This is a genomic window from Photobacterium damselae (assembly GCF_003026815.1).
Taxonomy (GTDB): domain Bacteria; phylum Pseudomonadota; class Gammaproteobacteria; order Enterobacterales; family Vibrionaceae; genus Photobacterium; species Photobacterium damselae.
On sequence record NZ_PYOG01000002.1, the window covers coordinates 256,249 to 270,303 of the forward strand.

Below are 14,055 nucleotides of genomic sequence, written 5' to 3' on the forward strand. Positions count from 1 at the left end.
CGTTATTTGGATACAGTGGTAATGTGCAGTCTTTGTACCTGAAAACTACGTTAGGATAGCGCTAATCGGGTATATGTAATCGAATTCTTACTGTATAGATACCTTAAACACATCATCTAACACTTCTTTTTGTGCTTACTGTGCGCAGGATCATAATTTATTTATTCGGCTTTAAAGAATATTTGCAATCATAGCTGAAACCATTCAGCATGTCAGCTGAAAGGTTTCAGCAGAGTATCAATACGAAAATGAAATCTATATTTTGTACTTTATGAGATGTAGTTTTTATTAATCGTATTAAGGTTATGACTATCTATTTGATTTTTTGCCGAAACTTTTTATTGAACTAAAAGCTGAAACGATTCAGCGTATTTTACAATGTTAGCCTCTAGCGCAATTAATTGTGAGTGAGATACTGAGGTTACAAGACAAAGTGCATGAAAATTATGGAGCACACTATGTTGTCATTAACAAATAACGATATTGCATTAGAAAAAGCTGCGACTAATAAAACTGACGCGATTCGAGCCATCGCAGCTGACTTGACTGACGCTGGATTGGTTGAAGCCGGTTATGTTGAAGGTATGCTGGCTCGCGAAGCTCAAAACTCAACATTTTTAGGAAATGGTATTGCAATTCCACATGGGACAACTGATACCAGAGAGCTTGTTAAGCAAACGGGCGTTAAAGTTCACCATTTTCCTCATGGGGTTGATTGGGGGGATGGTAAGACGGTCTACCTAGCGATCGGTATTGCCGCTAAATCGGATGAGCATTTAGGTATTTTAAAACAACTAACCAAAGTGCTATCGGCTGATGGTGTTGAGCAGCAGCTTAAAGATTGCCAAAGTGCTGATGAAATTATTTCGATTCTTAATGGTGAGCAACAAACTGAAGTTGAATTTGATCCAAGCTTGATGAAGTTGAATTTCCCTGCGACTGACTTGGTGCAACTAATTGCTGTAGCGGGTGGTTTAATTAAAAATCGACAGTTCGCATCTAATAAAAGTGTTGCAGATGCTATTGCTCATGGGGCGACATATTTAGGTCAAGGTTTATGGTTGGCTCGAACTTCGGTGGATGTATCTCGAACCGCTTTGGCTTGGGTGACTGTGCAAAATGAATTTGTAGAAGAGGGTAAGTCAGTTAAAGGTCTGCTTTTGGTTGCTGCGTGTAATCAGGCCCACGTTGCGAGCCTTAATTTATTGGCACATTTGATCAGCAAGCAGAAAATTGCAGAGTTATTAGCATCATCAGAAGATAAGGTTCGGGTGCTTTTAACTGAGCCATTGATCGAGGGGGAATCTCAAGTCTTTACGATCCATAACCCTCACGGTCTACATGCTCGTCCAAGTGCAATGCTAGTGAATGTCGCTAAGCAGTTTAACTCTAATATCCATGTAGTAAATCTAGATGGTGAAGGGAAAGGGGTTAACGCAAAAAGCTTAATGAAAGTGATTACCTTAGGGGTGAAGTGTGGCCATCGTTTGGAATTTACAGCACAAGGTGATGATGCTGATAAAGCGTTGCAGGCGATTGGTAAGGCGATTGAAGATGGCTTAGGTGAGGGTAAATAAATGACAAATCAAATGAAAAAGGTTGTTGCTGTCACACTTAATCCTGCGCTGGATCTAACGGGTAGTTTAGCTTCACTTCAAACCGGTTCAGTAAATCTGATTGATAGCTCGGATTTTCATCCTGCGGGTAAAGGGGTCAATGTCGCTAAGGTACTGTCTGATCTCGGTGCTCAAGTTACGGTTACAGGCTTGCTGGGTGAAGACAATCAAGAAGCGTTTAATCAACTTTTTAATGAACTTGGCGTTAATGAGCAGTTTGTGCGTGTTCCTGGTGCGACACGGATAAATGTTAAGTTAGTAGAAAATTCTGGACAGGTTACAGATTTAAACTTCCCTGGAATTTACGTTACCGATGCTGATATTGCACGATTTGAACAGACTCTGTTTTTGTTGGCTGAAAGTCATGATGTGTTCGTAATCGCGGGAAGTTTACCAAAGGGTATTTCCCCTGAACTTTGTGCTAGTTGGGTTGAAAAATTAGGTCAATTAGGTAAGCAGGTCTTTTTTGATAGCAGTAAAGCAGCTCTCGCAGCCGGATTAGATGCTCAGCCTTGGTTGATTAAACCAAATGATGAAGAGTTAGGTGATTTCTTAGGCAAAGAGTTAACGACTCAAAAGCAAATTATTGAAGCTGCAGAGACGCTTGCTCAGAAAAAGATTAGCAATGTCGTGATCTCTCTTGGAGCAGAAGGTGTGTTGTGGTTAAACCAAGAGGGTTGGCTCGCTTCTAAGCCTCCTAAAATGCAGGTAGTCAGTACTGTTGGTGCGGGTGATACCTTAGTAGCTGGTTTATGCTGGGGTCATATTAATGGTTGGAATAAAGAGACTTCACTTCGATTTGCAACGGCCTTATCAGCATTAGCTGTGAGCCAAGTTGGGGTTGGTGCAGAAGATCATGATGGTATTAAGCAAGTTGAACAACAAGTACAAATTACAACAGTTTGCTAAGGTTGAGGGATGATTATGAAAATAGCGATTGTTACCGCCTGCCAAAGCGGAATTGCCAATAGTATTATTGCTGCAGGTTTACTTGATAAAGCAACGGCGGAATTGGGTTGGGAAGCGGCCATTGAATGTCAGTCATCTGTTGTGGATGGCAAAACATTAACTGTCGATGAGATTAACCAAGCAGACTGTATTGTTGTTGCAACAAGTAAAACATTAGACTTACAACGTTTTGTTGGTAAAAAAGTTTATGTTGCTGATATTGCAGATTGTTTTGAAAATACGAAGACGTTTTTAGAGCAAGCTGTAGCCAAAGCACAAACTTTAGACAAGGTTACTGCTCCAAGTATTGTGGAACAACCAACTTCAGGTACAAAACGTATTGTTGCCATTACTGCATGTCCAACGGGTGTGGCTCATACCTTTATGGCTGCTGAAGCGCTAGAAGAGGAAGGTCAGCGTCAAGGTTACGAGATTAAGGTTGAAACTCGTGGTTCGGTTGGTGCGAAAAATCAACTGACAGCAGATGAAATTGCAGCCGCTGATCTTGTGATTATTGCAGCTGATATTGAAGTGGATTTATCTCGTTTTGCTGGTAAAAAACTCTATAAAACCAGCACTGGAGCTGCACTTAAGAAAACAAAAGAAGAGTTTGCTAAGGCTTTTGCAACAGCTACGACATATCAACAAGATGCAGCTAATTCAACAGCAGAAACCAAAGAAGAGAAAACAGGTGCTTATAAACACTTAATGACGGGTGTTTCTCACATGCTTCCTCTTGTTGTTGCTGGTGGTCTTTCCATTGCACTATCGTTTGTTTTTGGTATTGAAGCCTTTAAGCAAGAAGGTACGTTAGCTGCAGCTCTAATGACTATTGGTGGTGGCTCTGCATTTGCGCTTATGGTGCCAGTGCTTGCGGGCTTTATTGCATTTTCTATTGCTGATCGTCCGGGTTTAGCACCTGGTTTAATTGGTGGTATGTTGGCGAGTTCAACAGGGGCTGGTTTCCTTGGTGGTATTGTTGCCGGTTTCCTTGCTGGTTACAGTGCAAAATTCCTCGCTAATAATGTTAAGCTGCCTCAATCAATGGAAGCGCTTAAGCCGATTTTAATCATTCCATTGGTATCCAGTTTATTTACTGGCTTGGTGATGATTTATGTTGTTGGTGGTCCAGTTTCTGCTGCAATGACAGGATTAACTGAGTTCCTTAACAACATGGGATCAGCCAACGCAGTTCTGCTTGGTATTATTCTTGGCTGTATGATGTGTTTTGACCTTGGTGGTCCGGTAAACAAAGCCGCTTATACTTTTGGTGTGGGTCTGCTAGCCTCTCAAACTTATGCGCCAATGGCAGCAGTAATGGCCGCGGGTATGGTACCAGCTATGGGTATGGGTTTAGCAACATTCCTTGCAAAACGTAAGTTTAACCAGAACGAGCAAGAAGCGGGTAAAGCCTCATTTGTTCTTGGATTATGCTTTATCTCTGAAGGTGCAATTCCATTTGCAGCTAAAGATCCGATGCGCGTAATTCCTTGTTGTATGGCTGGTGGTGCATTAACTGGTGCGTTATCCATGTTATTTGGTGCAAAATTGATGGCTCCACATGGTGGCTTGTTTGTGCTACTTATCCCGAATGCGATTACACCTGTGCTTGGTTATTTGATTGCGATTGCTGCTGGTACAATCTTAACTGGTATCGCTTATGCCTTCGTTAAGAAAACCGATCAAGAGTTAGTATCAGCTAAAGCATAACCGACTGGTAACTACTCGTATTAACTGAAAACCTCTGGGAGCGATCTCAGAGGTTTTTGCAAATTGCATCTATATAAAAATGCTAATTGTTATAGTGTGTTGATATCTAATAATTAATTGTTGGCTGAATATTTGCTTAGTTATGACTGTATACTCAAACTATTCATCCTGAAATTAATTATTCGATGTTATTTGAGTATCATGATACTTAGGAAGGGGATCATATATGCTCACGTTCATTGTATTTTTGATACCGAAGCATGCGGGTTATGATGTAGCGCATTATGATGGCTCTTGGATTGATTGGTCTAATCATAATCTACCCATAGAGAAGTAGTAAGATTATGGCTAAATGGAACTTAGGTATAAAAGTTATTATTCATGAGAATAAGCAAAAAGAAAGGGAATTTCGTTCTATAAGACTCTTTTGGAAGATGTTTTTATCACTGTTATTTATATTAACAATTTCCACAATAGCGACAATGTCTACAGCACACTATTTCAATACTGAGAAGATTAAAAAATATACCGACCATTTAATGAATGCTTCCGCTCCTCTTATTGTAGACTCTATTCTTTATTCAAATACTGATTCTTCGATTGAACTGAATAGAATGTTAAGTAATTATCCAGAATATTTGCTTGTCTATTTTTATGATTCTAACAATAAAATCATCCATGCTTACCACAGTATGTCATTAACACCTAAAGACCATGCAGCAATAAGAACTGATGTATTAAAAGGGAATTATGCGTTTCATTCGGCAGTTTTGTATGACGGAAAACCGATAATAAAATATTCAGTTTTATATGATATGTCTCTGTTTTTTGATGGCGTTTTTTTCCAAGTTTTGCTTCTTATTACCCCATTCTTGCTATGCTTGTTCATGATTATGTTGTATCTCAAGAAAAGAATTATAGAGCCTATAAATTCAATCATTGAGCATCTTCCCCATATGGGCTCAAATGTAATAGATATTAGAGAGTGTAAAGATGCAGAAGAAGAAGTTTATTTACTTGCTAATGAAATAAAAAAAGCAGATTCATGTATTTATCATAATGATAGAAAATTACGAGAAGTAAATAGAGCATTAATCAATAAAACCCATGAGTTGAATAAAGCAATAAAAGTAAAATCTGAATTTATGGCAAATATGAGTCATGAAATCAGAACCCCGATGAATGGGGTGGTTGGTTTTACTCAATGTCTAGAAGAGATGGAACTTGATAATGAATCAAAAAAATATGTCAAATACATTAAAGATTCAGCATCTGGTTTATTATCCATCATTAACGAAATTCTAGATTTTTCAAGATTAGAAAATGGTAATGTTGAAGTTAGCAATAACAAGTTTAACCTATCTGAATTTATTGATGAAATAGGCTCGGTGATCCTAATCCAAGCGAATAATAAAGAGTTAACCTTTGCCTGTCGTATTGATAAAGATCTTCACGAAACCTATATTGGCGATGAAGGAAAAATACGACAGATACTATTAAATTTACTCGGTAATGCGATTAAGTTTACCCATGAAGGCAGTATTGAACTCGCGGTTGAAAAAATACAGGACGATAATAGTCAGACAGATTGTTTACGTTTTCGGGTTATTGATACTGGAATTGGCATCAGCAGTGAAAAACAAAGCGCCATTTTTGAAGCTTATCAGCAGGCTGATGGCTCAATATCACGACAATTTGGTGGAACTGGTCTGGGCTTAGCCATCTCTAGCCGTCTATGTTTTTTACTCAATAGTGAGCTAAATGTCATTAGTAATGAATCAGAAGGCTCTGAGTTTTACTTCGATCTTGTGCTTGAATCTACCACGAGTTCTTTGATGAAAACATCAATGTCAGAGAGTAATCATTTTGATCTCAGCAGTTACCAACATAAACATATTGTGGTTGCAGAAGACAGTAAGGTGAATCAGAAGCTTATTGAAACATTATTAAAAACAATGAAGGTAACTAATATTCATATCGTAAATGATGGGGTTGAGGTCACCAGTTATATTGAAAAAAATGGGGCTGATTTAGTCTTAATGGATTGCCAAATGCCACGAATGGGAGGAATTGAAGCTACTCAAGCCATAAGGAATATGTCTTCCATTGAACAACCGATAATCATTGCGTTAACCGCCAATGTATTACCTGAAGAAAAAGAAAACTGTTTTCGAGCTGGTATGAATGATTACCTTCCTAAACCCATTGTTAAACAAGCGTTATTCATAGCTCTACGAAACGCCCTTGCTTCATCACTATAGTAAAGCTTTTCTCTTGTTATTAGCCAAGTCAGAATCAAATGCTAATCAAAACTATTACAATAATCGTCAGAACTGATTGGCGAATCAGCCTAAAATCGGTAGAATCAGATCTAACAAATATCGGCTAGATTTGATAAGTTACGCATAAGCGCGTGATATCGCATTGAATAAAGTAGAGTAAGATGGCAGTTTTAGAAATTTTAACCGAACCAAATCCAAAGTTACGTGTACAGGCAGAAGATGTTGTAGACGTAAAAGCAGAGCACATTCAGACACTTGTTGATGATATGCTTCAAACTATGTACGAAACTGGTAATGGTATTGGTTTAGCTGCACCTCAAGTAGGTCGTAAAGAAGCGATCATTGTGATTGATCTGTCTGAAGAGCGTAATGAACCTCAAGTTTTCATCAACCCAAAAATTGTTCGTGGTGAAAATCCAGTAGTAGGTCAAGAAGGTTGTCTATCTGTACCTGATTACTATGCTGATGTTGAGCGTTTCGAAAAGATTGCGATTACAGCGTTAGATCGTGATGGTAATGAGATCAATATGGAGCGTGATGATTTCTTAGCAATCGCACTTCAGCACGAAATTGATCACTTAAAAGGTATTCTATTTATTGATTACCTATCACCTCTTAAGCGTCAAATGGCGATGAAGAAAGTGAAGAAATACCTACGCTCTCAAGGTATCAAATAAGATCGTTCTACATAAATAGATTCTAAAAGGCTGCTATTGATGATAGTGGCCTTTTTTATGGCCAGCGAAAATCTCGGATTCGTTCATCTGCAATATAGTAAACGGTATCTTCAGGTCTAATTTCTTGACTGAGTGCCGGATTAACAATAATGCCGTTGGAATTTTCAATCGCTATTAGTATGGCATCGTGTTCAATTTTAAGATGTGAAAATAACTCAGAGACTTGTGTTGTTTTTTTGTCGATGGGATATTTTACGGAATATTGAGTCATTCCTTCATGGGTACTTAATAATTCATGATGAAGCTTACTGGATCCAGGATCAATGGCTGATTTTGCCAACATCTCAACATCGACAGAAGGAATGCATTCGGCATTAGGGCAGTGTAACTTCAATAGCGGTGTTAGGGAATCGTCATTAAAATAAACGAGAATATGAGCTTTAGGGTTGTAATTGGCACAGACTAGCGCAGCAGTGAAGGTTATATCATCTTCAGGGTTATCGATAATGATACAACTGGCTTGTTCAAGACTGGTTCTTCTCATCTCTTCAATATTTGTGTAGTGATTGATACGAACAAATTCAATTTCGCCAGGTAAAGGGTTTTCTATTTCCGAACGAGTACAAAGAACAATCGGACGGTAACCTTTCTCTTCATATTGAAGCATCTTAATTAAATGTAGAGTTCTTTTTTCATTCCAGCCTAAGATCAAAATATGATTCTTCAATTTAACCTCTCGTCTTCCTAGTAATCCACTACGCCAGTAAAGAATTAAATTACTTGTTACTCTTCCTATTGTGAGTGCAAATAATCCTAATCCTCCGGGAATAATAAATAGCGCCACAATCCATTTACCAGTTGGTGTTGTTGGAGATAAATCGCCATAGCCAACGGTTGAAGCGGTAACAAATAGATAATAGATAAAATCAGTAATCGAATGAGTTAATGCTATCTCATTTGCAATAAATAGGAGTATCCAACTAGTAAGAATATAGCCGATAAGGGCAAATAGCAGATTACGCCCTGTGAGTTGGGTAAAGTGTTTAACGGCCCAGCGTTGAAATAATATCCAGAGTGACACAATATTTCTCCGTATTTTCAGGCTTATCTTACTTGTGAAGATCTTCTGAAAGTATAGGAGGAAATGGTAAGTTAGTGTATCAACAGTATTTGTTATTGAGAGCCGAGTCGCCAATTGGACTCGACTCTATTTGACGATACGTTATTGCGTTAAATTGCAATATTCTTCTTTACAAGATAGCTCAACACTGTGCCCTAAAATTACAGGGCGGTTATATTTTCCATGCCCAATAAAAGGGAAATAATAAACAGGTTTATTCAGCTGTTGTGCAAAACGTTCTAGCACAGTTTTATACATTAATCGTTCAGGATCGGTTGGATCGGCAGGGTAGTACTGACCAAAAATAACTGCGTTGACATCGAACTGATTTAAAAACAAGATCTGTTGTAATAAACGATCGAGCTGACGGAAAGAGACGCCGACATCTTCGAGTAACAAGACTTTGTTTTTAAAATCGTAGCTGTATTTTGTACCAAATGTGGCAGCAACTAATGTGTGATTACCACCTACTAATGTGCCATTGACTTTTGCGGTTTTGGCAAGGTCATTAAGAGGAAGGACGTAATCATATTCCACGCCATTTTTAAGCAACTCGCTAATATTTGGCAGAGGTTCTTGATTAAAACTACCCATCTCTAAATTGGTTGCTGCAGTCACGCCATGAATAGAGGGCCAGCCTAATTCTTGGTTGACAAAATGATGTAAAGCAGTGACATCACTAAAACCGACAAGCACTTTAGGCTTAGCTGATTTTAATTCGTCTTTATGTTGTTCCAGATACGGTAGCAGATTAAGGGCACCACCACCTCCACGCACAAACCATAAAATATCGATGTTGTCATCGGTTAGAGCGCGAATAAGATCTTTGGCGCGTTTCTGGTCTGTATTAACGTAACCAAAATCAGAAATGACTTGATCCAAATATTGCAGCGATACGCTATAACCTTTTTGTTCAAGGTTTTGTTGTATTTGTGGCAGTTGAGAGTCATCAAATTGGGTTGAACTTGAGACCAATGCGACATTATTTATGTTCGATGCAAAAGCGGTAATAGGTACTAACATGGCAAATATCAGTGCTTTTAACACATGTTCCTCTAAGATTTTGTTTGTATGCCCAAATACCATAATGTAATTTAGACATAGCCGTTTCCGTGACTTTTCTGTAACTATAACAGGGTTTTGTTAGCGATCAGTCAGCAGGATAAATTGCACCTAAGCTAGTGAGTGCTTTAGCCCCCGTCACTTCTGGCAGGTTGCCCGGTTGATGATGCATGGTACGATAAGCCAACCATGCAAATGCCATGGCCTCCATATTATCAATATCAACGCCTCGATCTGCGGTTGTCATTACATCCCAATCAGGAAGCCACATTGCCAGTCTTTCCATAAGCAAAGGATTATGAGCTCCGCCGCCACACACGAGCAGTTCTTTTGTAGTCGTACTGCTTCCGTGTTTGCGTACTTCGTCTGCAATAGTAACAGCAGTGTATTCAGCAAGCGTAGCCTGTATATCTTGCAAAGAGAGTGGTTGCGAGTTCATTGCTTCGAGTTTCGATAAATGCATATCTAACCATGGCAAATTAAATAACTCTCGGCCTGTACTTTTAGGAGCAGAGAGTTGCAAATACGGTTCTTGCATTAAACGGGTGAGCAGTGGTTGATTGACAGTACCTGTTTTTGCCCACGTGGCATCTTTGTCGTAACTACGGTCAAGATGACGCTGAATCCATGCATCCATCAACATATTACCAGGACCTGTATCGTAGCCTGTAACGGCGCAAGTTGGTTCTAAAACAGTGATATTTGCGATACCACCAATATTTAAAATAACTCGAGTGAGATCTGGGACGCTAAACAGTTGTTGATGGAATGCTGGCACAAGGGGAGCGCCTTGACCACCTAAAGCCATATCCTTGCGACGAAAATCTGCAATGGTGGTAATGCCTGTTTTAGCTGCAATAATATTGGCATCACCAATTTGCATGGTAAAAGCGTATTGACTCTGCGGTGAGTGAAACACAGTCTGTCCATGGCTACCAATCGCCGTGATCTCTGACGCTGGAGTTTGTGTGTGATCCAGTAACGCAAGAACGGCATCGGCAAAAAGGTGGCCTAAGCGATGATCCAGTTCTCCGATAATTTGTAGGCTGGTTGGTTGACCTAGACAGATATCTAATAAAGATTGTTTAAGGTTTTTTCCCATCGGAAAGGCGTGATGACCTAGCAATTTGATCTGTTTGTCATCCATTTCAACCAGCACAGCATCAACGCCATCCATGCTAGTGCCAGACATCAATCCAATATATTTTTCCATAGCCGCAGCCCTTAACGTATTTTTATCTATCTATAGTGGCAAATGTTGAGTGACATAATCAATAAAAACTCGTACACGTGCGGGCATATATTTGGTTTGTGCGTATTGCAGGGCGATGACTCCTTGATAGTTACCTCTAATTGTCCATTCTGGTAATACATCGATAACACTGCCTTCAGCTAATGCTTCTTTAATGACAAAGTCAGGAAAAATACCGATCCCTAGGCCATCTTGTACGCCTTTTAAACGCATCTGAGAATGGTTAACGGCATAACGCCCCGTAACTGCAATGCTGTGTCTCTCGGTACCTTGATGAAACTCCCAAATATGATCGGTGTTGGTCTCTCCCAAATAGATACAATCATGATGTTTAAGCTCCAAAGGATGTTGAGGGAGCCCTTTACGTGCAATGTAATCAGGGCTTGCACACAATACCAGATTGACTTTGCCTACTTGCTTTAACACTTGGCCTTCAATAGGCTTCTCAGTTAAGCGAAACACAATATCAATTTCTTCTGCTAGCAAATCAATATCGCCATCTCGGGCTTTAATTTTAAGTTGAATATCTGGGTATAAATTTAAAAATGGTGTAACTAAGGGTTGGAGCATAATACTCATAAACGCCTTGGGTGCAGCAACAGTTACAGTACCCGCTGGAATGGTGTGCTCTGAACTGGAGATCTCAACCGCTTGTTTGGCCGCACTCATCATGGCTGTACATTGTTCGTAGATTCGCTTGCCTGATTCGCTCATCACTAATTTTCGCGTTGTGCGTTCGAGTAATTTTACCGACAAGGCTTTTTCTAACTTTGAAACCTGCTTACTCAGTGCCGATGGGGTAACCCCTAACTTTTTTGCCGCCGCGGTATAACTGCCTTCATCGACAACGATAATAAAAACCGCTAAATCGGGCATAAGAGCAATGAGTTTATTCGTTTCCACAGATTTGTGCCTCAGGTTCAATAATCATTTTCCATACTAGGGGATAATAGTTGTAATAGCTTTGAATTAGAATCCGAGAAAAGGGATTCAGCATGATTTATTGCTGTTTAAATGACTATTTTTTGCTGTAAAAACAATAAAGTGTGAGCTGTGTAACATTTTATTCGGTAAACAGGCTCAGCATTAAATATCGTCACTAAATTATTACAAAAGAAAGCGATGGGGAACGTCATGTCTTCAGCATTTTACCAACAGATCCAACAACAAATCGCCGATGTAAAAACGGAAGGTTTGTATAAGTCAGAGCGTATTATTACTTCAGCACAAAAAGCGGCAGTATCGATCAACACTGGCGAAGAAGTACTGAACTTTTGTGCTAACAACTATTTAGGTTTGGCTAACCATCCAGAATTAATCAATGCTGCAAAACAGGGCATGGATGAACACGGTTTTGGTATGGCTTCAGTGCGTTTTATTTGTGGTACGCAAGATGCGCACAAAGAACTTGAGCAAAAACTTTCTGCTTTTTTAGGTATGGAAGATACGATTCTTTATAGCTCATGTTTTGATGCAAACGCAGGTCTGTTTGAGACCATTTTAGGTGCTGAAGATGCAATCATTTCTGATGCCTTAAACCACGCTTCTATTATTGATGGTGTACGCTTATGTAAAGCGATGCGCTTCCGCTACTCAAACAATAATATGCAAGAGTTAGAAGAGCAGTTAATCGCAGCCGATAACGCTGGCGCGCGTCATAAACTGATTGTAACTGATGGCGTATTCTCAATGGATGGTGTGGTTGCTAATCTTCCAGCTATCTGTGATTTAGCGGATAAATACAATGCGCTTGTGATGGTGGATGATTCTCACGCAGTTGGCTTTATGGGTGAAAACGGTCGCGGTACTCATGAATACCACAGCGTAATGGATCGCATTGATATCATTACAGGTACTTTGGGTAAAGCAATGGGTGGCGCATCAGGCGGTTATACAGCAGGTAAGAAAGAGGTGATTGACTGGTTACGTCAGCGTTCTCGTCCTTATCTGTTCTCTAACTCAGTGGCTCCTGCCATTGTTGCTGCTTCTAATCGTGTAATTGATTTACTTGCTGAAAGTGGCGATCTTCGTAGCCATTTATGGGATAACGCAGAACACTTCCGTCGCCGTATGACTGAAGCAGGCTTTACTATGGCGGGTGCAGATCATGCCATCATTCCAATCATGCTAGGTGATGCGAAAGTCGCGGCAGAATTTGCAGAGCGTGCATTAGCAAAAGGCATTTATGTTGTAGGGTTCTCTTTCCCTGTTGTTCCAAAAGGCCAAGCACGTATTCGTACACAAATGTCGGCAGCACATAGCCGTGAGCAGTTAGACCAAGCGATTGATGCATTTATTGCTGTTGGTAAAGATATGGGAATCATCTAATTATGAAAATTAAAGCGCTTTCTAAGCTAAAACCAGAACAAGGTATTTGGATGACAGAAGTTGATAAACCAGAAATGGGGCACAACGACTTATTAATCCGTATCAAGAAAACAGCAATTTGTGGTACTGACGTACATATCTACAACTGGGATGAGTGGTCACAAAAAACCATTCCTGTACCTATGGTTGTGGGTCATGAATACGTGGGTGAAGTTGTTGATATGGGCCAAGAGGTTCGCGGCTTTAAAGTTGGCGACCGTGTATCTGGCGAAGGTCATATCACTTGTGGTCACTGCCGTAATTGCCGCGGTGGTCGTACTCACCTATGTCGCAATACAATTGGTGTAGGTGTAAACCGCGAAGGGGCATTTGCTGAATATCTTGTGATTCCAGCGTTCAATGCATTTAAGATCCCTGAAGGTATTTCAGATGATCTTGCTTCTATTTTTGACCCATTTGGTAATGCGGTTCATACCGCTCTATCCTTTGATCTTGTGGGTGAAGATGTATTGATCACAGGTGCAGGCCCTATTGGCATTATGGCAGCAGCAGTTGCAAAACACGTTGGTGCCCGTCATGTTGTGATCACTGATGTGAACGAATACCGTCTGGATCTTGCTCGTAAAATGGGTGTCACTCGTGCTGTAAACGTAGCTAACGAGAACCTAAAAGATGTAATGTTAGAACTGGGTATGACTGAAGGTTTTGATGTTGGTCTTGAAATGTCGGGTAATCCATCGGCATTTAATAGCATGCTGCAAAGTATGAACCATGGCGGTAAGATTGCATTGTTGGGCATTCCTCCATCAGACATGGGAATTGACTGGAACCAAGTGATCTTTAAAGGCCTTGTAATTAAGGGTATTTACGGTCGTGAAATGTTTGAAACTTGGTACAAGATGGCATCATTGATTCAATCTGGCCTAGATTTAACTCCAATTATTACTCACCACTACAAGATTGATGACTTTGAGCAAGGCTTTGATGCAATGCGCTCTGGTTTATCAGGTAAAGTTATTCTTGATTGGGAGTAGGGTAATACTAGGCTATAAGAGTTGTG

Annotated in this window: 11 protein-coding genes; 7 read left to right on the forward strand and 4 right to left on the reverse strand. The window is 39.9% G+C overall.

Translation table 11 applies throughout. From position 1 onward, the window contains the following. The first annotated feature begins 458 nt into the window (after positions 1-458). The 5 genes from fruB to def all read left to right on the forward strand — a co-directional run bounded on the left by fruB (position 459) and on the right by def (position 7,233). Entirely contained in the window at positions 459-1,577 is a 1,119-nt protein-coding gene (fruB, locus tag CTN07_RS04035) for a fused PTS fructose transporter subunit IIA/HPr protein (RefSeq protein WP_005298975.1), read from the forward strand. After that, positions 1,578-2,525: a 1-phosphofructokinase gene (gene pfkB / locus CTN07_RS04040; protein WP_005298978.1), complete on the forward strand. Its 948-nt coding sequence runs from the start codon at positions 1,578-1,580 to the stop codon at positions 2,523-2,525. Between the two features lie 15 nt (positions 2,526-2,540). Further along, positions 2,541-4,274 (forward strand): PTS fructose transporter subunit IIBC, encoded by a 1,734-nt coding sequence (gene fruA / locus CTN07_RS04045; protein ID WP_036764957.1) that lies wholly within the window; start codon positions 2,541-2,543, stop codon positions 4,272-4,274. A 344-nt stretch (positions 4,275-4,618) separates the two neighbouring features. Then, the gene (locus CTN07_RS04055; RefSeq protein WP_005298982.1) at positions 4,619-6,535 is read left to right on the forward strand and encodes an ATP-binding protein; all 1,917 of its coding nucleotides are present in this window, start codon (positions 4,619-4,621) and stop codon (positions 6,533-6,535) included. A 182-nt stretch (positions 6,536-6,717) separates the two neighbouring features. Further along, the gene (def, locus tag CTN07_RS04060) at positions 6,718-7,233 is read left to right on the forward strand and encodes a peptide deformylase (protein WP_005298985.1); all 516 of its coding nucleotides are present in this window, start codon (positions 6,718-6,720) and stop codon (positions 7,231-7,233) included. Between the two features lie 55 nt (positions 7,234-7,288). Here def and CTN07_RS04065 read toward each other — a convergent pair whose 3' ends face one another. From CTN07_RS04065 to CTN07_RS04080, 4 genes are all read right to left on the reverse strand, one after another. Next, positions 7,289-8,314 (reverse strand): ion channel, encoded by a 1,026-nt coding sequence (locus CTN07_RS04065; RefSeq protein ID WP_036763693.1) that lies wholly within the window; start codon positions 8,312-8,314, stop codon positions 7,289-7,291. 141 nt (positions 8,315-8,455) lie between these two features. Then, positions 8,456-9,400 (reverse strand): LD-carboxypeptidase, encoded by a 945-nt coding sequence (locus CTN07_RS04070; protein WP_005298988.1) that lies wholly within the window; start codon positions 9,398-9,400, stop codon positions 8,456-8,458. Between the two features lie 103 nt (positions 9,401-9,503). Continuing rightward, the gene (locus tag CTN07_RS04075) at positions 9,504-10,628 is read right to left on the reverse strand and encodes an anhydro-N-acetylmuramic acid kinase (protein ID WP_005298989.1); all 1,125 of its coding nucleotides are present in this window, start codon (positions 10,626-10,628) and stop codon (positions 9,504-9,506) included. A gap of 30 nt (positions 10,629-10,658) precedes the next feature. Continuing rightward, complete coding sequence (locus CTN07_RS04080; RefSeq protein ID WP_085999136.1) at positions 10,659-11,543, reverse strand: LysR family transcriptional regulator; 885 nt, start codon at positions 11,541-11,543, stop codon at positions 10,659-10,661. Positions 11,544-11,801: 258 nt separating this feature from the next. Between CTN07_RS04080 and CTN07_RS04085 the strand changes: the two genes are divergently transcribed. Further along, the gene (locus CTN07_RS04085) at positions 11,802-12,995 is read left to right on the forward strand and encodes a glycine C-acetyltransferase (RefSeq protein WP_005298992.1); all 1,194 of its coding nucleotides are present in this window, start codon (positions 11,802-11,804) and stop codon (positions 12,993-12,995) included. A 2-nt stretch (positions 12,996-12,997) separates the two neighbouring features. Next, entirely contained in the window at positions 12,998-14,029 is a 1,032-nt protein-coding gene (gene tdh, locus CTN07_RS04090; protein WP_005298994.1) for an L-threonine 3-dehydrogenase, read from the forward strand. The last annotated feature ends 26 nt before the right edge of the window (positions 14,030-14,055 follow it).